This window comes from Coprococcus sp. TF11-13, from assembly GCF_003481085.1.
GTDB lineage: Bacteria > Bacillota > Clostridia > Lachnospirales > Lachnospiraceae > Coprococcus > Coprococcus aceti.
The window spans coordinates 69,080-93,838 of record NZ_QUKK01000004.1 but is presented as its reverse complement, the minus strand read 5'-3'; the positions used below and the strand labels follow the sequence as shown (position 1 = coordinate 93,838).

Annotated in this window: 21 protein-coding genes; 1 reads left to right on the top strand and 20 read right to left on the bottom strand. The window is 45.5% G+C overall.

The features are described 5' to 3' along the window. Window positions 1-28: 28 nt before the first annotated feature. The 4 genes from DXD11_RS08230 to DXD11_RS08215 all read right to left on the bottom strand — a co-directional run bounded on the left by DXD11_RS08230 (window position 29) and on the right by DXD11_RS08215 (window position 4,818). Window positions 29-1,063 carry a lysylphosphatidylglycerol synthase transmembrane domain-containing protein gene (locus DXD11_RS08230; RefSeq protein ID WP_117874825.1) on the bottom strand — a complete coding sequence of 345 codons (1,035 nt, stop codon included), beginning with the start codon at window positions 1,061-1,063 and terminating at the stop codon, window positions 29-31. 149 nt (window positions 1,064-1,212) lie between these two features. Next, the gene (locus tag DXD11_RS08225; RefSeq protein ID WP_118758162.1) at window positions 1,213-2,259 is read right to left on the bottom strand and encodes a Fic family protein; all 1,047 of its coding nucleotides are present in this window, start codon (window positions 2,257-2,259) and stop codon (window positions 1,213-1,215) included. 224 nt (window positions 2,260-2,483) lie between these two features. Then, window positions 2,484-3,413 (bottom strand): cysteine synthase A, encoded by a 930-nt coding sequence (gene cysK, locus DXD11_RS08220; protein WP_118758161.1) that lies wholly within the window; start codon window positions 3,411-3,413, stop codon window positions 2,484-2,486. 94 nt (window positions 3,414-3,507) lie between these two features. Further along, a complete protein-coding gene (locus DXD11_RS08215; RefSeq protein ID WP_015534026.1) occupies window positions 3,508-4,818 on the bottom strand; it encodes an O-acetylhomoserine aminocarboxypropyltransferase/cysteine synthase family protein in 1,311 nt (436 codons plus the stop codon). A 504-nt stretch (window positions 4,819-5,322) separates the two neighbouring features. Between DXD11_RS08215 and DXD11_RS08210 the strand changes: the two genes are divergently transcribed. Next, window positions 5,323-5,757 (top strand): RrF2 family transcriptional regulator, encoded by a 435-nt coding sequence (locus DXD11_RS08210; protein WP_015534027.1) that lies wholly within the window; start codon window positions 5,323-5,325, stop codon window positions 5,755-5,757. A gap of 336 nt (window positions 5,758-6,093) precedes the next feature. On the opposite strand, the gene thrS is transcribed toward DXD11_RS08210, so the two are convergent. The 16 genes from thrS to DXD11_RS08130 all read right to left on the bottom strand — a co-directional run bounded on the left by thrS (window position 6,094) and on the right by DXD11_RS08130 (window position 24,668). Further along, window positions 6,094-7,857 (bottom strand): threonine--tRNA ligase, encoded by a 1,764-nt coding sequence (gene thrS, locus DXD11_RS08200; protein WP_022216928.1) that lies wholly within the window; start codon window positions 7,855-7,857, stop codon window positions 6,094-6,096. Between the two features lie 440 nt (window positions 7,858-8,297). After that, window positions 8,298-9,317, bottom strand: coding sequence for a S66 family peptidase (locus DXD11_RS08195; RefSeq protein WP_118758159.1), 1,020 nt, complete (start codon window positions 9,315-9,317; stop codon window positions 8,298-8,300). A gap of 90 nt (window positions 9,318-9,407) precedes the next feature. After that, complete coding sequence (locus DXD11_RS08190) at window positions 9,408-9,716, bottom strand: AzlD domain-containing protein (protein ID WP_004851383.1); 309 nt, start codon at window positions 9,714-9,716, stop codon at window positions 9,408-9,410. Then, entirely contained in the window at window positions 9,716-10,420 is a 705-nt protein-coding gene (locus DXD11_RS08185; protein ID WP_118758158.1) for an AzlC family ABC transporter permease, read from the bottom strand. The genes DXD11_RS08190 and DXD11_RS08185 overlap by 1 nt, the downstream gene beginning before the upstream one ends. A 32-nt stretch (window positions 10,421-10,452) precedes the next feature. After that, window positions 10,453-12,573, bottom strand: coding sequence for a transglutaminase-like domain-containing protein (locus DXD11_RS08180; protein WP_118758157.1), 2,121 nt, complete (start codon window positions 12,571-12,573; stop codon window positions 10,453-10,455). A gap of 39 nt (window positions 12,574-12,612) precedes the next feature. After that, window positions 12,613-13,704 carry a DUF58 domain-containing protein gene (locus DXD11_RS08175; RefSeq protein ID WP_055224555.1) on the bottom strand — a complete coding sequence of 364 codons (1,092 nt, stop codon included), beginning with the start codon at window positions 13,702-13,704 and terminating at the stop codon, window positions 12,613-12,615. A 36-nt stretch (window positions 13,705-13,740) separates the two neighbouring features. Continuing rightward, window positions 13,741-14,700: an AAA family ATPase gene (locus tag DXD11_RS08170; protein ID WP_055224553.1), complete on the bottom strand. Its 960-nt coding sequence runs from the start codon at window positions 14,698-14,700 to the stop codon at window positions 13,741-13,743. Between the two features lie 74 nt (window positions 14,701-14,774). Next, the gene (locus DXD11_RS08165) at window positions 14,775-15,575 is read right to left on the bottom strand and encodes a tetratricopeptide repeat protein (protein WP_015534032.1); all 801 of its coding nucleotides are present in this window, start codon (window positions 15,573-15,575) and stop codon (window positions 14,775-14,777) included. Window positions 15,576-15,616: 41 nt separating this feature from the next. Next, the gene (locus tag DXD11_RS08160; protein ID WP_015534033.1) at window positions 15,617-16,606 is read right to left on the bottom strand and encodes a 2-hydroxyacid dehydrogenase; all 990 of its coding nucleotides are present in this window, start codon (window positions 16,604-16,606) and stop codon (window positions 15,617-15,619) included. A 106-nt stretch (window positions 16,607-16,712) separates the two neighbouring features. Further along, a complete protein-coding gene (locus tag DXD11_RS08155; protein ID WP_118758156.1) occupies window positions 16,713-18,248 on the bottom strand; it encodes a HAMP domain-containing sensor histidine kinase in 1,536 nt (511 codons plus the stop codon). Between the two features lies 1 nt (window position 18,249). Then, window positions 18,250-18,960 carry a response regulator transcription factor gene (locus tag DXD11_RS08150; RefSeq protein ID WP_015534035.1) on the bottom strand — a complete coding sequence of 237 codons (711 nt, stop codon included), beginning with the start codon at window positions 18,958-18,960 and terminating at the stop codon, window positions 18,250-18,252. A 256-nt stretch (window positions 18,961-19,216) separates the two neighbouring features. Beyond that, a complete protein-coding gene (locus tag DXD11_RS08145; RefSeq protein WP_117551151.1) occupies window positions 19,217-20,716 on the bottom strand; it encodes a TrkH family potassium uptake protein in 1,500 nt (499 codons plus the stop codon). A 23-nt stretch (window positions 20,717-20,739) separates the two neighbouring features. Then, window positions 20,740-22,143 (bottom strand): Trk system potassium transporter TrkA, encoded by a 1,404-nt coding sequence (trkA, locus tag DXD11_RS08140; RefSeq protein ID WP_165854738.1) that lies wholly within the window; start codon window positions 22,141-22,143, stop codon window positions 20,740-20,742. Window positions 22,144-22,237: 94 nt separating this feature from the next. Next, on the bottom strand, window positions 22,238-22,372 hold the full coding sequence (locus DXD11_RS14700) for a hypothetical protein (protein ID WP_015534037.1): 135 nt from the start codon (window positions 22,370-22,372) through the stop codon (window positions 22,238-22,240). Between the two features lie 39 nt (window positions 22,373-22,411). Continuing rightward, window positions 22,412-23,179, bottom strand: a complete 768-nt coding sequence (locus DXD11_RS08135; RefSeq protein ID WP_118758155.1) for a hypothetical protein — start codon at window positions 23,177-23,179, stop codon at window positions 22,412-22,414. Then, the gene (locus tag DXD11_RS08130; protein ID WP_015534039.1) at window positions 23,163-24,668 is read right to left on the bottom strand and encodes an AAA family ATPase; all 1,506 of its coding nucleotides are present in this window, start codon (window positions 24,666-24,668) and stop codon (window positions 23,163-23,165) included. Before DXD11_RS08130 ends, DXD11_RS08135 begins: the two co-directional genes overlap by 17 nt. Between the last annotated feature and the right edge of the window lie 91 nt (window positions 24,669-24,759).

Genomic DNA, 24,759 nt, shown 5'->3' with positions numbered 1-24,759 from the left:
AGTCTGTATCCGCCATACTATCGCCATACTAGATTCCCTGTTTTTCATTCTGCGCCGCCTTATATCTCTTGAACCTCTTGAAGAATATGGCTGTAAATGCACCTATGATAAAAGGGAACATGAATGTGGCAAATCTATAGAGAAGTGCCATGGCTCCGGCTGCAGCAGAACCAACAAGTCCCGAATAGATTGCTGTCATAACAAGCTCACTTGATCCGATTCCTCCCGGCATAGGAATGACTGCCGCCAGCATGACACTCATGGCTGTTATACCTATTGACGTGACAATATTCATATCACACAAGTTGTGACACACTATATAAGGTATGGCAAACCAGCACGCGAACTTGCATATATCAAGCAGCATGACTACCACTATAAGCCACGGTTTCTTAAGTACAACCCTGGTGGCATCCTCCATCATAGCTGTCTGCCCACTTAAACTGTCAATCTGCTTTGCAAATCGTCCTTTAAACAAAGCATCAGCTTTTTCAAGAAGCCATCTGAGGAATCTGTGAAACGGCGGCCAGCACGCAAAGAGCACTATCGCCATCGTTATGAGTATGGTCGCTATAACGCCGAGGACAACATATGAACTGTATTTGCCAAATACTCCAAGCATATATTCTCTGTTCGCAAGAAACAATGCCACCGCCATAACACATATGGTCATCTTGTGTATCGCATAATCAATAGAGTACAGACCAAGAGCTTTCGACGGCTGTATTCTGCAGTGTTTCATGAACAATGTGGATGCCACTATGGTACCGCTCCCAAGCGTTGACACCCTGTAAAATGACACAAAATACGTCATAATATTTGCATCGAAAAATGTCATATTGTTCTCCACCTGTCGCATGAGGATAAACGTTATGCAGCTCTCTATCACTCCGTATAAAAGCGTCGCTCCGAGAATAGCTGCCACGACCACAGGACTTGTCTTTACAAGCTGCGACATTATAGGGCCTGCCATGTCACGGAACACATATATGATAAGTCCGACCAGCACCAGCACACACAACCATTTTATAAGTGTTTTCTGTCTATCTGATAGTTTTTTCATAGTCTTATATCCCTTTTCCCCTAATATCAATTCATTCAGATCAGTCTTATCCCAATCTGCCCACCATCTCAAATGCACCGGCAATTAGCGACTGATCTCATGTTTCGTACAATAGATTAACAAGCTAAAGTGAAAAAAACAAGCATTTGTTATTTCATTCTGACATAATAGGTAGACTTGCCTGTACCACCTCTGCCTATATCGCCCTCTTTTACGAGTTTTCTGAGTGCTCCCTCTACCGAACTGATGCTGAGAGACGGACAAAGTTCCATTATATCCTGCTTTGTAAACTTTCCTATTTTCAGCAGTATTGCTTTTCGCACCATCTCAATCGCCGGCAACTTTTCCTCTACGATTTCAAAGCGCTCCTCAAAATCCTTATAAGCAGCCAGTATTGTCCCAAGGAGATATTTTATAAACGGGATCACGTCCTCTGTGCCCTCGTGCCAGCCTGCCTGGGCTTTCCCAAGCGACTTATAATATAACTCCTTATTCCCCGCTATCTTTGCCTCAAGAGAAATATACTTTCCAACATAGAATCCACTTCTATATAGCAGAAGCGTTGTGAGCAGTCTGCTCATTCTGCCATTGCCATCATTAAACGGGTGTATGCACAGAAAATCATGTATGAAAACAGGAATGACGATCAGCGGCTCCACCTCGAAATTACCGATCACCCTGTTGTATTCCCCACATATCCTGTCCAGCGCTTCCGGTGTCTCAAATGGAGCCATCGGCGTGAACAGGACTTCCGTATGCCCATCAGGATAAGTTGCGCTGATATAATTCTGCACCGTCTTTGTCCTTCCTGCAAATGGGTTATTCATATGACTGTACAACATCTTATGCAGCTGAAGTATATAATTCTGAGTTATAGGTATCGCATCAAAGCTTTCATGTATAACCCCCAGCACATCCCTGTAACCTGCTATCTCTTCCTCGGCTCTGTTCTTCGGTGTGGTCTTCTCCTCAACCAACTGCTTTATTCTTGTATTTGTTGTGACTATCCCCTCTATAGCATTGGACGCCTCCGTGCTCTGGATCTTTGCTATCTCCACAAGCTTATCCAGTTCATCTGGACGCTGTCTTAAATACAGTTCCTGTTTACCTGCATATCTATATATTGCAGCTATGAGTCCAAGCACTTCAGAATCCCATTTTTCTTCTTTTATTTTACTGTAATTAAAAGTTCTCATTCCCTTAATTTACTCCTTTTCCCTTAAATATTAGCACATTTTAAGGGAAAGTCAACCCGATTAAGGGCATTTCCCCTCAAAGTTCTATCAGTTTTAAGGTTATCCAATTGTATACTATTTATGCAGCTAATTAAGGGTACTTTCAAAAAAAGCCATCACATCAAAACACGATGTGGTGGCTTTTCCATATAAATTCTATATCACAGCAATTACTTTATATCCATTTAGCCGAATAACGGAGTTGAGTAATATCTGTCTCCACTGTCTGGAAGAAGTACTACGATATTCTTGCCTGCATACTCAGGGCGCTCTGCAATCTGCTTTGCTGCAAAGTAAGCTGCACCTGATGAGATTCCTACGAGGATTCCCTCTGCTGATGCGATCTCCTTTGCTGCTGCAAATGCATCATCATTCTCAACAGCGATGATCTCGTCGTATACCTTTGTATTTAAAGTGTCAGGAACAAATCCTGCACCGATTCCCTGTATCTTGTGTGCTCCAGAAACACCCTTTGAGAGAACTGGTGATGTGGCAGGCTCAACTGCGATGACCTTTACATCAGGATTCTTCTCCTTCAGATACTCGCCAACGCCTGTGATAGTTCCACCTGTTCCGATACCGGCTACAAATACATCTACCTTGCCGTCTGTATCCTCCCAGATTTCAGGACCAGTTGTGAGTCTGTGTGCCTTTGGATTGGATGGATTTACGAACTGTCCAGCTACAAAGCTGCCAGGGATCTCCTTTGAAAGCTCATCAGCCTTTGCGATGGCTCCCTTCATTCCCTTTGTTCCGTCTGTGAGAACTATCTCAGCACCGTATGCTTTGATGATGTTACGTCTCTCAACGCTCATGGTCTCAGGCATAACGATGATCGCCTTGTAACCCTTTGCTGTTGCTATGGATGCAAGACCGATACCTGTGTTGCCTGATGTAGGTTCGATGATGGTTGCGCCCGGCTTAAGTGTGCCGTCCTTCTCCGCATCCTCGATCATCTGGAATGCGATCCTGTCCTTAACACTTCCTGCTGGGTTAAAGTACTCCAGCTTCGCAAGGATATTTGCCTTGAGATTATTCTTCTTCTCTATGTTTGAAAGCTCCAGAAGTGGAGTCTTACCTATAAGCTCTGCTGCGCTCTTATAAATATTGCTCATTGTATAAAACCTCTCTTTCTAACTGCAAAATTTTAATATATGATTTGCGGTGCGAAAACCAAGTATATCTGTCGCAAGCCGCACCGCAAATATATTACTCCTGAATTGCCTTGAATGCCTCGTCAAGATCCTCGATGATATCGTCTATGTTCTCAGTACCTATTGAAAGTCTGATCGTGTTCTGCTTGATTCCCTGATCGATAAGCTCAGCCTCGTTCAGCTCTGAGTGAGTTGTTGATGCCGGGTGGATAGCCAGCGACTTAACATCAGCGACATTTGCAAGAAGTGAGAATATCTCCAGGTTGTCGATGAACTTCTTGGCTGTCTCTGCGTCACCCTTGATCTCAAATGTGAATATCGAACCACCGCCGTTAGGGAAGTACTTCTTGTACAGTCTCTGCTGCTCAGGATCTGTGGATACTGAAGGGTGATTTACCTTCTCAACAAGCGGATGGTTGTTCAGGTACTCAACTACCTTGAGTGCATTTGATACATGTCTCTCAACACGGAGTGACAGTGTCTCAAGTCCCTGAAGGAATATCCATGAGTGTATTGGTGAGATCGTAGCACCTGTGTCACGGAGAAGGATAGCTCTGATCCTTGTGACAAATGCTGCAGGACCTGCTGCGTCTACAAAGCTTACACCGTGGTAGCTCTCATTTGGCTCAGTGAGCTGTGGGAACTTGCCTGATGCCTTCCAGTCGAAGTTACCGCTGTCGATGATGACGCCACCGATAGTTGTTCCGTGTCCACCGATAAACTTTGTTGCTGAGTGAACTACGATGTCAGCGCCGTACTCGATAGGTCTTACGAGATATGGTGTTGCAAATGTGCTGTCGATCACAAGTGGAATCTTGTGTGCGTGAGCGATATTTGCTATTGTCTCGATATCTGAAACCTCTGAGTTAGGATTTCCAAGGACCTCGATGTAGAGAGCCTTTGTGTTCTCCTGGATAGCATCCTCAAATGCCTGTGGATCAAGTGGATCAACAAATGTTGTATCTACATTGTAATCCTTGAGTGTATGTGCAAGGAGATTGTATGTTCCGCCGTAGATATTCTTTGCTGCTACGATGTGGTCTCCTGCAAGTGCAAGGTTCTGAATTGTATATGTAACTGCCGCTGCACCTGAGCCAACTGCCAATGCTGCAACGCCACCCTCGAGGGCTGCGATTCTTCTCTCAAATACATCCTCTGTTGGATTTGTAAGTCTTCCGTAGATGTTGCCGGCATCCTTGAGTGCAAATCTGTCAGCTGCATGCTGTGAGTTGTGGAATACGAATGATGATGTCTGGTAGATTGGTACCGCTCTTGCATCTGTAACCGGGTCTGCTGTCTCCTGTCCTACGTGTAACTGTAATGTCTCAAACTTTAAATTTCTCTCTGCTCTTGTCTTCTTTGCCATGATCTTATTCTCCTTAAATTCAAATATTTTATCTGTCATGCGCACCTGCCCATTCATCTTGTCATGTATATGAGCTCATGTGGCATTATACTCTTCTTTATTATTCTCTGTCTATTATGTATGATCTGTTATTTATATCTGTGTCATGATTATTTGTTCTGTGTTCGCTTTAACAGCAGCAACACATGACTTCTATGAAACACATTCGTCTGTCTTCGTTAAGGTACTGTGGTTTAAATGTACTTCCCAGCATATCAACACCTCTTTCTCGATTTTCGTCTTTGAAATTTGACTTGATCGTATCATTTCTGTGATTATTTTTACTTTTCACATAATTCCTACTCGGAAACTATGAATTAAGCATAGCTGTATATTACAGCCTAATTCCCACTTTGTCAATAGGTTTTTTATGAATTATCTTGATTGTTTTTTTTCAGATGTTATAATAGACATGTAAATGATGTAAAATCATCAGTAAATACAGGCATTTGGGAGGTTTATATTATGAAAGTATCCACAAAAGGGCGTTACGCTCTGCGTTTTCTTATAAATATAGCATCGAGGACAGACGGCAAGCCAGTGAGCATAAAGGATGTTGCCGCACAGGAGGAAATATCCGAGAAATACCTTGAGCAGATCACTTCTGTGCTGAACTCCGGCGGGCTGGTGAAGAGCACCAGAGGGCCACAGGGAGGTTATCTTCTAAGGAAAGCACCGGAGGACATAACAGTTGGAATGGTTTTAAGGCTCACTGAGGGCGGCATATCTCCTGTTGCGTGCCTTGATGCAGATGAATTCCAGTGCGAACGCGAGGCAAGATGCTCCACCATAGGTCTCTGGCGCAGACTGGACAAAGCGATCCGGGACGTGGTAGACACCACCACCATCGCTGACCTTGTGGCAGAAAGACCTGAGGCGGCAGATAACTATTGCATTTAAAGCACATTTACCATATCAAAGCATAAAAGCATGTATATATGATTTCCAGCAGGGCAGCTGGGATTCATATATACATGCTTTTGTTATATTTTTATATTTTGACTTCAAAATCCGTACAACTTTCTCAACATACGGCCTTACACCATCCCTAGGGAACACATCTTCCGGCATCTCAAATCCGTGTTCCTCACGGTACATATAATACCTGTTATCTATTTATTCACCATATTTTTCACAGAGATCATATACCTCCCTCAAATTATGCATTTATTTACAAAAATAATACCCTGTCCTTGCGGACAGGGTAAGTGAACCTGTGGTGTAAAATTTTCGCTCTTACTTGTGAGCCATTGTCTTGATCTCTGTGTCGATCTTCTGTACGAACTCGTCAAGTGGAAGAACTGTTGTGTCAGCCTCACCGTGGAGTCTGTATGATACTGTTCCGTTCTCAGCCTCATTGAATCCGATTACGAGAAGGTATGGAACCTTCTGAACCTGACCCTCACGCATACGATAACCAAGCTTCTCTGCTCTGTCATCAAGCTCTACACGAACGTCGATGGCATCAAGGGCATCAACAACCTTGTGAGCATAAGCCATAAGATCCTCGTTGTCTGTCTTTACAGGCATAACTCTTACCTGTACAGGTGCAAGCCATGTTGGCAGATTGCCCTTTGTCTCCTCAAGGATGTAAGCCATGAATCTGTCGAGAGATCCAAGGATAGCTCTGTGGAGAACTACAGGTGTCTTCTTCTCGCCGTCCTTGTCGATATACTTCAGATCGAACTTAGCTGGCAGACAGAAGTCGAGCTGACATGTCGAGAGTGTATACTCATTTCCTACGGCCGGCTTAACATTTACATCAAGCTTTGGTCCGTAGAATGCAGCCTCACCGATCTCCTCTGTGTAATCGATTCCTATATCATCAAGAACTTTTCTAAGTGCATTCTCTGCTTTGTTCCACATCTCATCGTCATCGTGATACTTTACCTTGTCCTCTGGGTCACGGAGTGACAGTACGCATCTGTAATCTGTGATTCCGAAATCCTTGTATGTGTCAAATATGAGCTTAACAACTCCTGCAAACTCTTCCTCGATCTGGTCTGGTGTCACAAATATATGTGAATCGTTCTGACAGAAGTGTCTTCCTCTCTCAATACCCTTGAGTGTACCACTTGCCTCAAATCTGAAGTCGTGTGCGATCTCAGCGATCCTGATAGGAAGATCCTTATATGAGTGCATCTTGTTTGCATATATCATCATGTGGTGCGGGCAGTTCATTGGACGAAGTACAAATGACTCTCCCTCCATCTCCATTGCCGGGAACATGTTGTCCTTGTAGTGATCCCAGTGACCTGATGTCTTGTAGAGGTTTACTGTACCTACACAAGGTGTCATAACGTGGAGGTAGCCAAGCTTTCTCTCCTTGCGCTTGATGTAGTTCTCAAGCTCCTGCCATACTGTATATCCCTTTGGAAGGAACATTGGAAGTCCACGTCCTACAAGGTCATCGACCATGAAGAGCTGCATGTCCTTGCCGATCTTTCTGTGGTCTCTCTCCTTTGCCTCCTCAAGTAACTGAAGATGCTCCTCAAGCTCCTCCTTTGTAGGGAAGCACACACCATATATTCTCTGGAGAACCTTGTTCTTGCTGTCGCCCTTCCAGTAAGCTCCTGAATGTCTGATGAGCTTGAAGTTACGGCAAAGCTTTACATTGTCTACGTGAGGTCCACGGCAGAGGTCTGTGAAATCACCCTGCTCATAGCATGTGATCGTTCCATCCTCAAGTCCATTTATAAGATCGAGCTTGTACTCGTCATCCTTGAACATCTCAAGAGCTTCTTCCTTGGATATCTCCTTGCGGATGATCTTCTTGCCGCTCTTGGCAACCTTCTTCATCTCTTTCTCGATGGCTGCGAGATCTTCCTCGCCTCTGATAACGTCATCGCCGAGATCTACATCGTAGTAGAATCCTTCTGCAACTACCGGTCCTACCCAGAACTTTGCCTGTGGGTACAGATGCTTGATAGCCTGTGCCATAAGATGTGCACAGGAATGATTCAGTGTCTTAAGCTGTTCGTCTTCTTTGAAATTAACCATGTCAGTTCTCCTTCTTACTTCTTATAAAGTGAAAATAAATTGCATGTAACAACTAAAAAAGCACCCTTAGATATAATCTATCTAAGGGTGCGTATGCACGTTTCCACCTTAACTTTTAACTCAATTATGCCTTTAACGCAGCTACGCGGTGACGCTTATATCGCGCACGGCTCGGGAGTGGTCTTCATGTGATATATCATAAGCTGCTCCCACCATATGTTCTGGCTCACGTCTGATTCATATCTGAGTCCGATTCACATATGCAGCTCTCTCTGGATGCATCCACCACACTACTCTTTCCGTCTATGCCTTTGTCTTATCTGCCACCTAGTGTAGCACGATATATTTTTTTTCACAATAGTATTTTTTATTTTTTTGCCTTTATTTTTTCAACCATTTTCAGCCTTTTTCAGCCAATCAAACAGCCAACAGACTTCTCTCTACCTCATTTCCATGGAAAGACTCATATCCTGGCCGTCCACCATAAGAGTTCCCATGCTGCCGCATACCACAGGCATCATCGGTGACAGATGTCCGAGATCCACATCCATCACGACAGGCACATTGTATTTTCCTATGATTCCCAGCACAGCCTGATACTGGTCAAGGCCCATCATCTCCTGTCCAAACTGCAGCGGTCTGCCGATCATAAAGCCCTTACAGTATCTGAACCATCCGCCGTTGTCCATCTGCCACATGGCTCGTCTTATGGACATGACGTTCAGATCACAGGACTCGAGGAACCAGATAAATCCATCATCCTTATATCTCTCAAGGAATTCGCCAACATGGTCAAACTTTGTTCCTATAAGGTTCACCAGACAGTCCATGCAGCCGCCTATCATTCGCCCGCTCACCTGGAACTTCTCAGGATAGCCCTTTATCACTCTTGGCTCTGTGATGTTGTATGGCAAGAATGGATGTTCCTCATCCCTGAGGGATTCCTTCTCCCATCCGTCATATCCGGCAAATGACAGTTTCTGTCCCTGAAGGACCGCCATAGCATCCGCAACTGATCGGTGCCACGGCTCTTGTCCAAATGCCGCCGCACACGGACCATATATGGACGCCGTATCGCACAATGTCGTGAGCAGGAATGTGAGATTTGTGTTGTCCGAATATCCCATAAACCACTTCGGATCTGCTGCCCTCAGTCTGTCAAAATCAACATAGTTAAGTATCTCGCACATGAGCTCTCCGCCGCCGCAGGATATGAGTGCATCGTTCTTCTCCGATGTGTAATAGTCATTTATCTCCTGACCGCACAGCTCCGGCTTGTTGCTGATTCCTATGCCATCACCGGTATAACAATTTGGCCCGATCTGTATACCAAAACCCATATTCCTGAAGTTCTCCTGCGCTCTGCCAAATGCAGTCTTATACGGCTCTGTATCACAGCCAAATGATGGCGCAACGAAACCTATCGCATCGCCCCTTTTTATAAATTTCGGAAATCTCATATATCATACACAGGTATTTCCTGCTTACCTCCTTCTTATCGTTTTATCATATTCAGCCATCCGGTCCAAATCTCCAGACATCATAGATTTCTACATCAGTTTTAATATCCACTCCACCACGAACACGGTCACACATGCCGCAGCGGCAACTACTATAAGTCCCTTCTGCTTGATTCCAAGTATGAGTGCTACCGCAAATCCACACACAGCGCTTATAATACTCTCCGTACTGTATAAAATGGACGGAAGTGTCAACGCCGTGAGACACGAATACGGCACATAATATAGAAATGAATTGACAAATCTGTTCTCTATCTTCTTGCGGAACGCCACCAGCGGCACCATTCTTATGAGGTAAGTGACAACCGCCATGGTTATTATATATATGTATATATTCATCACTGCACCTCTTCTTTCTCAGCTCCCACAGGGAAGAATATAGCTCCGATCACAGACGCTGCCACAGTGCTTATGATTATGGCGATTCCCGTCGATATGAATTTGAATATCGGAACGTAATACAGCACGCATGATATGACTGCCGCCACAAGCGCAACTATGGCAACCGGTCTCGATTTCTTAGCGACCGGCATGACTATGGCAACGAACATTCCGTAGAGTGCCAAACTTAATGCGCTGCTGATGGACTTCGGAAGGATCCCGGATGCCACCGCACCGAACAGCGTTCCGCCCGTCCAGCCGACTATCGGAAGGAGCTGAAGTCCTATCATATACCCAAATGTCAATTCCTTCACATGGCCCATCGCCACCGCAAATATCTCGTCAGTATTTGCAAATGCTATTACGAGTCTCTCCTTGATTCCAACTGCCTCCCCAAGCTTCTGTGAAAGTGACAGGCTCATGAGAGAATATCTCAGATTGATTATGAACTGGGTGAGTATCATCTCAACCAGCGTTCCCCCTGCAAGGATAATCTTGAGTCCTGCAAACTGTCCCGCACTGGTTACATTTGTCAGGCTTATGATGACCGCCTGAAAACTTGTGAGTCCGCCCTTTACCGCCAGCAGACCAAAACTAAAACTTACTGCGAAATACCCCAGTGCTATCGGTATTCCATCCTTTAACCCTTTTCTAAATTCCATCTTAAATACTACTTCTTTCGTGACAAATTATGTTATCTCTTCCTTCTGCGTCCTCCGCAGTCGTAACACTTTACATACTTCCACACAAATCTGTCCTTGAACCCAAGGCCAAGATATGTGTATGCCCTTACCTTTGTATACAGCTTTCTGGCAGCCGCGATCTGCCTGTCATCCGGCTCAACGCGTCCGTATACAGCAGCCTGAACCCATTTTATAAACTCTGTGAACTCATCGCCCTTTATAAAGCTGCACGACTCCGTGACAGTGTCGGCATACTCCGTGTCGTTCTCACTGACGTTCTCTATGGCACCAGAAAACACCATCATATCATACATCGCCGTGGACATCTCGTATATAGCTGATATCCTGTTTCTTCCCACAAGCCTGCGTCTCCTGCGCGCAACTATCGTCCTTCTTCTGAAGATGACTGCGCCCCACAATATCAGTATCACGGCAAGCACAACAACGACTGTTCTGAACACTCTATTCTGTACAAGCTCCGACAGACCATCCCCGGCATCCCCTGGTGATCCCGACTGCGCATCTCCACTGCCATCATTCGGGACATCGACCTGATTGCCATTTTCTCCTGTGCCATTTGAAGAATCACCATCCATCTCCGTAGTGACTTCTGTATTCTCTGACATCTGGGTTGTCGAATCAGTTGTCGCCTCCGTTGTTACATCCGGACTTGAAGTCTCCTCAGAAGTCTCCGGCTCCTCTGTATCATCCGATGAATTGTCCGCAGTATTATCACCGCTGTAATCCGGTTCCTTCGGTATCCCCAAAGTATCCGCCCTGTCTCCAAGCGGTGTGGCATCCACGATCACCCAGTCACCGGCATCCTCACTGTACGCTTCAATCCACGCATGACTGTATTTATCCAGAACCACCGCACGGTATGTTCCATCCGACTGCTTTATCCACGCAGACGACGGCACCACATAACCTGTATTATACACGGTGGAGATTCCCAGTATCCTGAAGCCCACCGCCGCCGCAGAAGCAAAGTGAACACAATATCCCTCATGAACGTCATACATCGCACTGTTGACCGGATCCTCACCCTCGGTAAATTTCTTTGGTGCTGTGGTATATGACATATGCTGTCTTATATATGTCACCAATTTGTCCATGACCTCATTGGAAAACTTCTTATCTGTCGCATATCCCTGTATCTCTGATTCGTATCTTGCAAATGTATCCTTATCATAATACACCATGACCTCATCATCAGGGCTGTGTCCATCCGCCCTTCCGTGCCACGACCCATTCTCATATGTAACATAGCTTCTCGACTTGACGTAGAGATTTCCCTGAGGCTTATCCTCCCTGATTATCTCATCCACAACTTCATCACCGGGATTGACCTCAGAATCATCCACCTTATAATAACCTGAATATCCTTTGTTACTTTCCCCCGACAGAAAATATTCCATGTTGTCCACCATGTCGAGCAGTTTCCCTTGTTCCTTCACACCTCTGTCGTATACGCTGTCATATACAAGAATGGTGACAACAAGGCACGCGGCAAATACCGTCACAGGAACTGCAATGTTCCACACCACCGACAGCGGCTGTCCCATTCTCATGAGAACATATCTCGCCACGATAAGTGACAATACAGTAAGCACTACTCCGGGTGCACTCACAGGTACACTGAGTGTTGCGCCAGCAAGCATAAACAAAAATGCAAGTCCGATAGCTATCATCAGACTGTTACACCTGTATATCATATAAGTGGCAAAGAACATTGACACCGCCACTATAAAAAGCACAAATTCCGTCACAGCACTCACGCTGACATAGTCAAGATCTATGAGTCCTGTCTTTATCCCATAAACCTTTTTCAGATCATATGCTATGCTGTATACCATGCCCTTTCCTCCGGCATAGAGCAGCTTTCTTCTGGCAAGCCCCCATCCCAGCAACACAGTAACCGGAACCACAATATCCAGTATCCTCTGTTCTTTTCTCAAAATGTACCACAGAGAATAAACCAGTGCTATCACCAGACTTCCTATGATATACGCACCCACAAGATTGGTGGAGTCCATATATTTATTTATATCCGAGCTGTATGCGATATCGCCCACAAGGTATGTCATACCAAGCGACAACGCCCATACAGCCAGTCCCAAAACAACTCTCAATTCCACACCTCTGTAATTCTATGATGATGCCTGGAGAATCTACACCGTGATATAGGATTTTGCAAGATCCTCCTTTATGGTTTCAAATCCCACCTGAAAACTTTCATCTCCACACTCTATATTGCCATTCATGTCTATGTCGATGAAGCTTGTGAAATCCTCACCTCTGTATCTCTCTCTGTACATTCCTATCACATCGTAGCTGTCATTTGTCCTGGCATCCACATACGACAACCTTGCAGCGGCATCGTACACATCCTCCTCACGGACTATGCGGTATCTCGTTATGGACATCTCCTCCGGATCATACCACGCTATAAAGTGAGGGACTTTAACATCTATCAGTGAAAAGCTCACCGATACCATGGATTCCAGCGCAACAGACATTGCCTGTCCATAGTGACGGCAGTTTCTTCCATCGAGATCCATACAGATGATGACCGGACACGACAATGCCTTTGATGTATCCCTGACCATTATCTCATCCTGTCTGGCCGACAACTTCCAGTGGATACGGGTCATCCTGTCTCCAGGTCTGTACTCTCTCACCTGATACACCTCGGTCGAGTCATCGCTTCTCACATCCGAATAATATACATCACTGTCCGTCACAAAATCTCTTGTGTTCTTCGTGACCTCCACCGGAACGAGATAGCACTGAGGCAATACGTAAATGTACGCCGTTCCACCAACCTTTTTCCTGATTGAGAAAATATGGAAAGCATCATATATCCTGACGCCCGATGCCTTTATCTCGTATCTTCCGCTGACATCCAGCTTCATCTTTCCCACGCACTTTCCATACCTGTCATCTATCTGTTCAAATGTACTCTTCTTCTTTTTCTTCATACCCGGAGCAAGAACACTGAACACCGCTGCCACATGGGGTACCTGACCACCGGTGACAGATACCGCAAGTTCCGGACAAAATGTACTGTTCTTCTCAACCACAGGTATATTCATCTGCATCTTAACACTGGTTCTTATGTATCGCACGATCAGCCCGGCTATAAGACTCAGCATGACAGCAGTCATGATCACCGCTGCGAAAAAGTATGATTTTTCTTTATTGATTATTCCTATATATACACATGCCCCTATCAGGACAATATACAATATTCCTCGTCTCATACGACATCCTACCACTACACGCTTCCAAATCTCATGCTACTTTTTCGCCGAACTTCTTCGTCTAACCGACGGTTTGTACACCCTCTCCATTATGTCCTTGAGCACAGCCTCCTGTGTTATGTGGTTCACCCTTGCCTTGGCACTTAAGACTATCCTGTGTCTTATGACGTCCGTCCACACCATCTGCACATCCTCAGGTATGACAAAATCTCTCCCGCTTATATATGCCCAGCTCTTCGCCATCTTGGTGAGGGCTATCGTTCCTCTTGGACTCACTCCTAGCTCAAGGCTAGGATTCTCTCTGGTTCCAACAACAAGCTGGCCTATATAAGAATACACGTCATCACTGACCTTGACATGCTTTACTTCCTCCCTGATAAGCCGCAGCTCAGATGCACCTATTACAGGCTCTACATCCTGAAAGCCATCAGCGGAGGTCCTTCCCTTAACTATATCCAGTTCGCTCTCTATGGATGGATATCCCAGCTTAAGGCACACCATAAATCTGTCGAGCTGGGAATCAGGAAGAAGCTGTGTTCCGGCACTGCCGATAGGGTTCTCCGTGGCAATTACTATAAATGGATCCGGAACCTGATATGTCACTCCATCCACAGTCACATGTTCCTCCTCCATAACCTCGAGAAGTGCCGACTGTGTCTTTGGAGATGTTCTGTTTATCTCATCTGCGAGGAACAGATTGCACATAACAGCACCCGGTCTGTACACAAACTGATTTGTCGCCTTGTCGTACATCGTAAATCCCGTTATATCTCCCGGAAGGACATCCGGTGTAAACTGGACTCTCTTGGTCTGGAGCCCCATTGCATTTGCAAATGCAAGAGCCATCGTCGTCTTGCCGACTCCCGGTACATCGTCCATGAGAATGTTACCGCCTGCGATTATCGCCGCCATTATCTTGGCAATACACACGTCCTTGCCTATGACGACCTTCTTCACCTCATCTATAACGTCCATTACCTTGTCATTATAATTCATCTCGTTCTCCCATCCTTCAGATTATCTGTCTACATACGCAACAGGGAGGAAGCTCTTCCACTTCCTCCCTGTTATCATTGCTGCTGAAGCTTCGCCTTTACCGTCTCTATATTATTCATTATAACTCTGTATGTATCATTGTCCCCATAGACACTGTAGAGTTCTTCTGCCGCAAGCTGATAAAATTTGAGTGCCTGCTGGTAGTCCTCCTGTCTGTACCACACCTCTGCAACAGCAGACAGCGCAGCACTGTAGTGATATCCTCTGACACCCTTGAGCTGATATCTGCGCACCGCCTCCGTCAGCTTGTCCTGAGCTTCCTTGAGCCGACCTGCCCTGAGAAGGCTCTCGCCGAGATTGGCATATGTGGCAACAATCTCCGTACCGGCATTCTCATGTCTTTCTATGATGCTGAGCGCGTGCTCCAGTGCATCAACAGCCTTGTCGTAATCGCCAAGCTCCTGATAAATGAGCGCCACGTTGTTATAATAACCCGCCAGCAATATATCATATGGACCGAGCTGCTCCGAATATATGTCATACACCTTCCTGCAATAGGACAGGGCTTCCAACAGGTTACCTGCAGCCCTGTTCTCATTTGCAATATTCATGAGAGCGGTTCCATATGGAACTGTATCTTCAATCCCCATCTTATGAGCGAGCCTCATGACCTGCCTGCAAAAATACAGTGCCTTGTCGTGTTCTCCCGTGGTGCGGTGAAAACCGATAAGCTCATTGTATATCGCAAGCATGGAATCAGTATCCTTTTCATATTCAGCATCGCTGAGTGCCTGGGTAAGGTATCTCTCCACCTCCGGCAGTCTGTTCTCTGCGAACAGCTTATCAAGCCCGCTAAAAACCTCATTTATATTCATATAGTCAACCTCAATTTCTCTCACAATATCCTGTCATCACATCATAACACAATATTCGATTCATTTACAGACCCATTAAGGAAATCCATGGCATTGTCCAGAGTGGTCCTGCTTATCGCCTCCAGTGCCTCCTCTGTAAGGAATCCCTGATGAGACGTCACTATCACATTTGGAAATGACAACAGTCTCGCAGTGATCGAGGACTCCAGTATGTCATCCTCCCTGTTCTCAAATACATTTGGAGTCTCCTCCTCGTATACATCCAGCCCGATTCCGAAGAATTTTCTGCTTCTGATCCCAGCTATGAGATCGTCGGTCTTGATGAGTGCACCTCTGGAGGTATTCACCAGGATCACGTGATCCTTCATCATGCCAATGGTCTCTTCATTTATCATATGGTAGGTCTCGTCTGTCAGCGGACAGTGAAGCGATATAAGATCAGATCCCGCCAGAAGCTCAGGGAGCTCCACATATCTGACAAAATCAAGGTCCGGATTCTTATACATATCGTAAGCGATCACATCCATTCCAAATCCATGACATATCCTCGCCATGGCAGCCCCGATCTTACCGGTTCCGACGATACCGGCTGTCTTGCCGTAGAAGTTCATGCCTGTAAGTCCGACCAGACTGAAGTTGTTCTCCCTCACCTTTATATAGCTCTTGTGCAGTCTCCTGTTCACCGCCATGGCAAGTGCCATCGCATGCTCCGCCACAGCCTCAGGCGAATAGCCCGGAACCCTCATCACAGTTATACCGCATTTTTTTGCCGCATCCATATCCACGTTGTTGAAGCCCGCGCATCTCATCAGTATAAGCTTCACGCCTGCATCACTCAGCGCATTCACAACGGGTGCACTCACATCCGAGCTGACAAATGCACATATGGCGTCATACCCCTTTGCAAGTCTTGCGGTCTTCACCGACAGATCTGTGTCCACATAATCTATGGTCAGCTTGTCGTACTGATCTTTTATCGCATCGAACGACTCCATGTCATAACGCTTTGTATCATAAAATAATATATTCATATCTGTTCCTCCTGTTTTTTCCTCTATCGGTATAATGTGTAGCATTGCTTTTTTCTATGTACAAAAACGGAGATTCTCTGAACTGTGTACAGAGGATCTCCGTTTATTATTTGCGTGACAGTATAGCTGTAAGTCCCTGAGTCGGAACATGTGAGTCATCGTTATCCAACATGTTAGGCAGTGTAAGTGTCGCCTCATACACCTTGCCCTTTCTGCAGGTCGTGAATGATCCATTCATCTCCTCCGCCATCTTCTGACATGTCAATGTTCCTATGTGTGTGCTCTCCGCCTTGCCACCTTCTGGATTTATATAATTTCTGAAATAAATTCTTACCTTTCTCCGGTCTATATATACCCTTATATCTATAGTTTTGGACTTGTCCGAATACTTTCTGATGTTGGTAAATACATTGTCGGTTATCCTCTTCATACCCTGAAGATCAACGTAAATTTCGGCTTCCTTGTCCGAGATATCAATGTCGAACTGATATCCATTCTCGCCCAGGAGCACAACATACTCTCCAAGCATCTGGTCAAGGAACGGCCCCGCCGGGAACATCTCCATGTTGAGATCCTCACCGCCCTTTGAATATACATAGAAGTATCTGAACATCTTGTCCGACATCGTCCTGAGCTGCTCCGCCTTCTCAGCACTTATCCTTATGTATTCGTCAAGCTCCTTCTGGGATGAATACTCCTTGTTCTGCATGAGCTCCAGATATCCCGCCATGACTGTGAGCGGAGTTCTTATATCATGGGCCATGGCTGTGACCAGATCACTGTTCGCCTGCCATGCCTCACGCTCCCTGCTGAGCTGCTCAATAATGGTCTGCCTCATGGTGTCTACATTCTCCGCCAGCATACAGATCTCATCCTGACCGTGTATTGTTATCGGCCCATTGATATCCACATCCTTGATATCCATGACCTCATTTGTGAGGCGTCTCATTCTGCCTATCTCTCTTCCGAAATAGACTATTATCACACCGATGAACAGGATACAGCATATGACAAATATCGCTATCTCTCCGACATCCTTGATCGTATCATCCGAATAGTCAACTATGCAGACATCAAACACTCCATCCTTGAATAGCACAGGATAGAAATCGTAGTCAAATTCATTGAGGTCTCCTCGCAGCATGCTGGAATTGCCGTAGTAAGCTCCCTCATCCGCGGTCACCGCATCGGATTTCTTCTGGGATTCGCCGCTCGAGGATGCCTTCCTCTTGATCTTTCTGATATTTCCATAGTTGTCCTGTAACAGAATGATTATCTCACCAGTCTCCGAATTCGTTATGACATATTTGTATGCGCCCTTCTTCTCTATCATCCAGTCAGAGTCGAATACTATATCATTGTTGTTATAAATCAGTATGTACACATTGTCGTGCTGCTCCTGCCATGCCCTGAGTGCCTGCGTATCCGTAGCCTTTATGGAATGGCTGGTCACATATGAAGCAAAGCTCTGGATCTGTCTGGCGGATCTCTTCTGTGTATTCGTGTCACTCATGTATACATTTTTCATGTAGCTGTTCAGTGCAAATGCTCCTGCAAAAAAAGCCGATATGGACAATATTAGCCCAAGCAGTATGATCACAAACAGCTTTACCCTGAGTGTCCGCTTAAATGGCATCTTCATATCAGTCTACCTGATATCCCTTTCCATATATGGTCCTAATGATCTCAGGCTGCGCTGAGTTGTCCTCTATCTTCTGTCTGAGTCTGAGTATGTGTACCATGACCGTGTTGGAAGATGAAGGAAGATACTTCTCCTGCCATATATTCTCGTAGAGTGCCTCGAGTGACCATGGCTTTCCTCTGTGCTCCACCAGGAAGAACAGAAGTGCATACTCCTTGTCGGTGAGCTTGATGACCTCACCGTTCTTGATCACAATCCTCTTAAATGAGTCAATATTTATATTGCCGACTGAGATATTCTTTGGATCGGTCTCTGATTTTCCGCGGTACACCTTGTATCTTCTGATAAGAGCATTCACCTTGCGGTTAAACTCGCTCTGGGTGAATGGCTTTGCCAGGAAATCATCGCCACCCACATCGTATGCCTCGTTCTGATCCGGCTCCTTCGTCTTCGCCGTCAAGAAGAGGACTGGGATAGATGAAAACTCTCTGATCTGCTGGCATGCCTCAGTACCTGAAAGCTTTGGCATCATTATGTCCATAACTATGAGATCGATGTCCTTGTCCGCACGCACGGTCTCGACAGCCTCAACTCCATCGGCAGCCTCCACAACATCGTATCCAAGTCTCTTGAGATATATATTGAGCAACGTTCTGATGTCCTGCTCGTCGTCCACTATAAGTACTTTTACAGATTCTTTTTCGTTCTCCATATCGCATTACTCCTTATCCACACCAAATGTATGTACATTATAACAAATACTCATATCTTTATTCCATTCTAAACTTCTTTGTAAGGAAATTTAAGTCATAAAAAAAACGGGAACCCTCACTATGTGAGAAGTCCCCGCCTTTTCTTTATAAAATGATTGGAAGAGCTATAGTTAGGTGTGTCTAACTGTTTCTGAGTATATCCAAATTGCCAGCATATGTCAATAACCTGCCCGCCATTTGTAATGATAACATTTATCAGTTCGCTCTTCTCTCCTGTCTTCTTCGCTTTATGCCTCTCCATGCCCCCATGATCATGTCCCTGTACACGCCAGGATTGAATATGAGCAGCAATGGGAAGAGCTCCAGTCGTCCCGCAAGCATGTCAAACATCAGAACATACTTGGTAAATCCCGTCAGCCCGCCAAAGTTTCTGGTAGGTCCTACCTCAGAAAGACCCGGTCCTATATTGTTGAGACACGATGCCACCGCAGTGAAGTTAGTCACCAGATCCCTGCCCTCAAGGGACACAAGAAATACAGACAGGGTAAATATTCCCATCAGCGTGATGAAGTATACATTTACCGCCCTGACTACCTCGTGCTCCACCGGTTTGCCATCCATGTTTATCTTCTTGATATTCTTCGGATGGAAATACGAACTCAGCTCCTTGACAACGGTCTTGAACATTATCACGAGTCTCGACACCTTCATACCGCCACCAGTGCTTCCCGCACAAGCTCCGACAAACATCAGGATGACCAGCACCGTCTTACAGGTCTGTGACCACTGGTCAAAATCCGCCGATGCGTAACCCGTCGTGGTGATGATCGATGCCACCTGGAAGGCCGCATGTCGCAGGGCATCCCACATATTTGACATGGTGTTCATCAGACTTACAAACAGTATCACCACCGATGTCAGGATGATGAGGAAATATGTCCTGACCTCCTCCATGGAAAGTGCCTTTCGGATGTTCCTGAACAGCACAAAATAATAAAAGTTGAAATTCACACCAAACAATATCATGAACACAGTTACAACCCACTGTATATATGGTGAGAAGCTTCCAAAGCTGTCGTTCTTTATTCCAAAACCGCCTGTTCCGGCTGTTCCAAATGCCGTACACAGAGCATCGAACAATGACATATGTCCAAACATAAGGAAAATGACCTCCAGAACCGTCATTCCGAAGTAGATAACATACAATATCCTGGCAGTGTGCTTGAGTCTTGGAACAAGCTTTCCAACGGATGGTCCCGGGCTCTCCGCCTTCATCAGGTTCATATTTGAACCGGACGCACTGTTCATCGGAATGATGGCAAGCAGGAACACCAGAACTCCCATACCGCCTATCCAGTGGGTAAAACATCTCCACAGCATCATGCCGTGTGACATACTCTCCACATCGCTCAGTATGCTGGCTCCCGTTGTGGTGAATCCCGATATGGTCTCAAACAGTGCATTTGTGAACGAAGGGATCTCCCCTGAAATGACAAATGGCATGCAGCCAAATATACTGAGCAGTATCCAACTGAATGCCGTAGCTACACATCCCTCTTTGAGATATATGGTCTGATTTGCCGGTTTTCTAAGTGTCATAAGCGTTCCTATCACAAGACATGATATTATGACTATAAGGAACGCAAATATTTCATGTTCCTGATATATGAGAGATGTCAGGCATGGAATGATCATGAGCAGACCCTCAAGTCTTATGATCTGGCCAAGTATAAATACTATCATGGAATTATTCATAATCTTCTCCTAATCAAACTGCCTTAAGCAAGTATATCTCTTATATCCGTAAATCCTGTCTCAGTGGTGACTATCATGGCCGTATCTCCAACCTGTATAGAATCCTGACCTGTTGGAAGCAGGATCGAACCGTTTCGATTTATAAATGCTATGAGGAGGTTCTTCTTGAGATTGAGATCCTTCAGCGGTATATCCGTCACCTCCGACTTCTCATCCACACGGAACTCTATCGCCTCAGCTCTTGAGTCAAACATGTGGTAGAGTGTCTCTATGCTGTTACTGTTGGAATTCTTCTTCGCACGGACATATGCGACTATGGACTCCGCGGTTATACTGCATGGATATACAACACTTCCCAGATCAAGGCTGTTTATGACCTCTCTGAAATTGCTCCTGTTTATCTTGGTTATCGTCTTGGCATTTGAATGTTTGCGGGCATGGAGAGTCAAAAGTATATTCTCCTCATCGATTCCTGTCAGGGATACAAATGACTCAGTCTCCGCAAGGCCCTCCTCGTTCAGAGTCTCCTGATCCGTTCCATCACCGTTTATGATGATAGCTTTTGGTAAAAGCACAGAGAGCTCCTCGCATCGTTTCTTGCTCTCCTCAATGATCTTGACAGATATTCCCATGTTGACAAGCTGCCCAGCCAGATAGTAAGCGACATTGCCGCCTCCTATTATCATGGTGTCCTTGACCCTGGCAGTCTTAAAGCCTATATGCTCCATGAATTTTCTGGACATAGGTCTTGTTCCCACACATGACATGATATCTCCCGCCTTGAGCACAAAATCTCCGGAAGGGATATAGAACTCCCCGGCTCTCTCAACTGCCGCTATAAGTATATTTATCGGCTTCTGTTTATTTGCAAGATCCTTACCCAAATCAGCTATGCTCTTGTTGTCAAGCACGTTCTTCTCCGGGATCTTTATCCTGGTCATCTCCGCCTGTCCGTGTGCAAATGAATTTATCTCAAGAGCCGTTGGCAGATACAGTACCCTCGACACCTCGATTGCGGTCTCAAGCTCAGGGTTTATGATCATGGTAAGTCCAAGCTTCTCCCTGAGATAGCTTGCCTCCTTGCTGTAATCCGGGTCTCTGAGTCTCGCTATGGTCGCGCAGTCTCCGACCTGCTTGGCTATGGTACAGCACAGGATGTTGAGCTCATCCGACGACGTGACTGCAGCTATCAAATCTGCGTTCTGTATTCCCGCTTCAAGCTGCACGCTGTGATTTGCTCCGTTTCCAACTATTCCCATAACATCATACTGATTTGCGTATGTTGCGACCTTCTGGGGATCCTTGTCTATGATAGTTATATCATGCCCCTCATTTGCAAGCTGCTTGAGTATGGCCACGCCAACCTTTCCACAGCCCACTATTATGATCTTCAATCCCGTCTTCTTGCTTGATCTGCTACCAAACACGGATTTATCCTCCTTGATTACCTTCAATTAACTAAGCCAAGTATAGCATGCTAAATATAAAAATCAACACCTGCCACTTTTCTTTACTGAAACCTTACACGAACAGTCTTATTATGCAGCACACCAGCACAAATATGACAAATGCTATGCCGACTATCATATTTGTTCTCTTGCTGAAACCTTTGGTGGGTTTTCTGTAGATTCCGTCATCTTCTTTGTTCTTCTTCATAGCCTTTTCTGTCTCCTGTTTTATTGTTATGAGTTTATTTTATATGTGATTTTCCGCAATAGCCTTAAGCCTCTTTATGAGCAGATTCACATTTGTGTGCCTCTTCAAAGAATTTTCCCCACTCTTTATGAAATCCCATGACTCCCCATAAGTCATATCTGTAGTCACAGTCTCATTCTCCTCAAAAAAACGCTCCAGCGATCCCGACGTCTCATGCTTCATCGAGAACTCCGCCGCCCTCCGCACCTTGCCGTGCTCATCTGAATTTGCATCCCGATACAGGAAATGATCCAGGTTGCACGAAAAATAGTATACGGAGTATTTTATCTTTTTACTTCCTATCTTTATTGATGACAGCGAAGTGAGCACATCCAGATTCGCACTCTTGCAGAGATTGCGCTCCTTCACGTGATCCGGATTTGCCGTCACGATGATATCCGGGTAGTATACCGGCTTGTCTTCATTTCCCCCATCAGTCACGACCAGATTGTCATCTATGTACGCCCCATCCATATCCACAAAATGAATTATCTCCACAATGTCCTTCGGATACAGGCCCGTCCTCTTTAGCAGAGGACTGACCATTATCTCATCTATAAACCGCTCTATGTTGTCAGGATGTATGCCATTCTTTGAGGTTATATCACCGCCAAAGCTTCCGTCATCCTGCATGAGCATGGCAAATTCCAGAACAATATCAGGATCTATATCCTCAAGAAGCTGTCCAAATGGCACCTCAAGAGCATTCCGGTCCGACACTCCCTCGACAAGGAACAGGAAGATCTTCTTCTTAGGTCGTTTCCCCATGATCCATACCTGCCTTTCTGAATGCCGATACAATCTTGAACCTCTTCGTATTCCTATACAGCTCCTCGTCCTGTTCTCCAACCACGATCTCCCTGAAATAAGTATTTCTGAGATTGTTGCTGCTTCCGATTCCCTTCATACGGATATACCTATTTCTCGGATTTGTCGTGGTGAAATATATATAATCCTTGCTTATGACCTCCAACGGTCTGAGGTTATGCGATGTAAATATAAACTGCCCCTTGCCAGACTCCTGGAACGTCTGCAGCACCTCTCCCAGAAGATACTCAAACACACCGGCATCCAGCTCATCTATGGCTATCGTGCACGACTGCTCATTGTACGCATCTATTATCAGACTGAGCACCGACACGATCTTGCGGATACCGTCGGACTCGTACCTGAATGGCATGTGTACTCTTCCGTCAGGCGCAGCCTCCTGATTGTGGAACACACTCATGTCCGTCTCATTCCTGCTGGACACTATCTCCACCACATGTCCCATACTGCCATCCTTCATGAGGGCAGGCGACAGCTCGTGAAGATCAACATTAAGTCCCGGAACTATCTGGCTGAGGACTATGTTTATATTTTCAAACTGGCTCTTTATCTCGCTGAAGACTATCTCCGGCATGATGTTCGGCACATCCGTCTTCAGAAGGAATTTACCGCTCTGTGTGTATAGCGGAAGTCCGTAGTTGAGTCTTATATATCCTGTTGATTTCGTGTCTACCACATGAAGATAGAGCTGACTGTAGTACGCCAGCTCCAGTATAACCTGATAAAACTCAGAGTATAACCCGCACTCATCGCACACCTTTGCAGTTCCGAGCGAGAAGATAAACGACGCCGACTTTTCCTGCGCCAGTCTTCTCACCACATTCAGCTCATCCACGAACTTTCTGTCATTTGTTATGAAATATTTCTGCTTAGATACAGGCCCGAACGGCATGTCGTCAGTGCATGTGTCAATCACAGGCTGAAGTATCATCTTCCTGCCCTCAAAATCACCTGACATACTCAGTTTCTCACCCGATATGCGGACTCTGTAGCTCGGCTGGCCACTGTTCTGATCCTCTCCTCCGTACTGTCTGAACCCGTTATTTGTCTCATTCTCCACAGCGGACATGAGGAATTCGTACACAACCTTTCGGATGCGTCCGTCCTCGTACTGAAGGTCAAATGTAAACTCCAGTCTGGCCATCTCCTGACCCTTTGCCACACATTCTGCATACACCGCCGGAACCTCAGCTCCAATCATCAGAAGCTTCAGTATGGCAAGCGCCTCTATAAAACTCGTCTTACCCGAGCCGTTCTGTCCATAAAGTCCCAATATATCTGATTCTGTTCCATACGGAACAAACTTCTTTCCACAGGCAAATACTATCTCTCCATGCTCCACACTCTTGAAGTTGTCAAGCACCGCTTTCTGCAGTCTTATCGTGGGAAGCCTATCCCAGTGGTCTTCTCTAAATTGTCTGATTCTCATTCACGGTCTCCTCAGATGCTCTTAATATAACGTCATAAAACTGTATTACCATTATATTGTTATCTCCAATTTCCGTCAACAGCCATCAAGT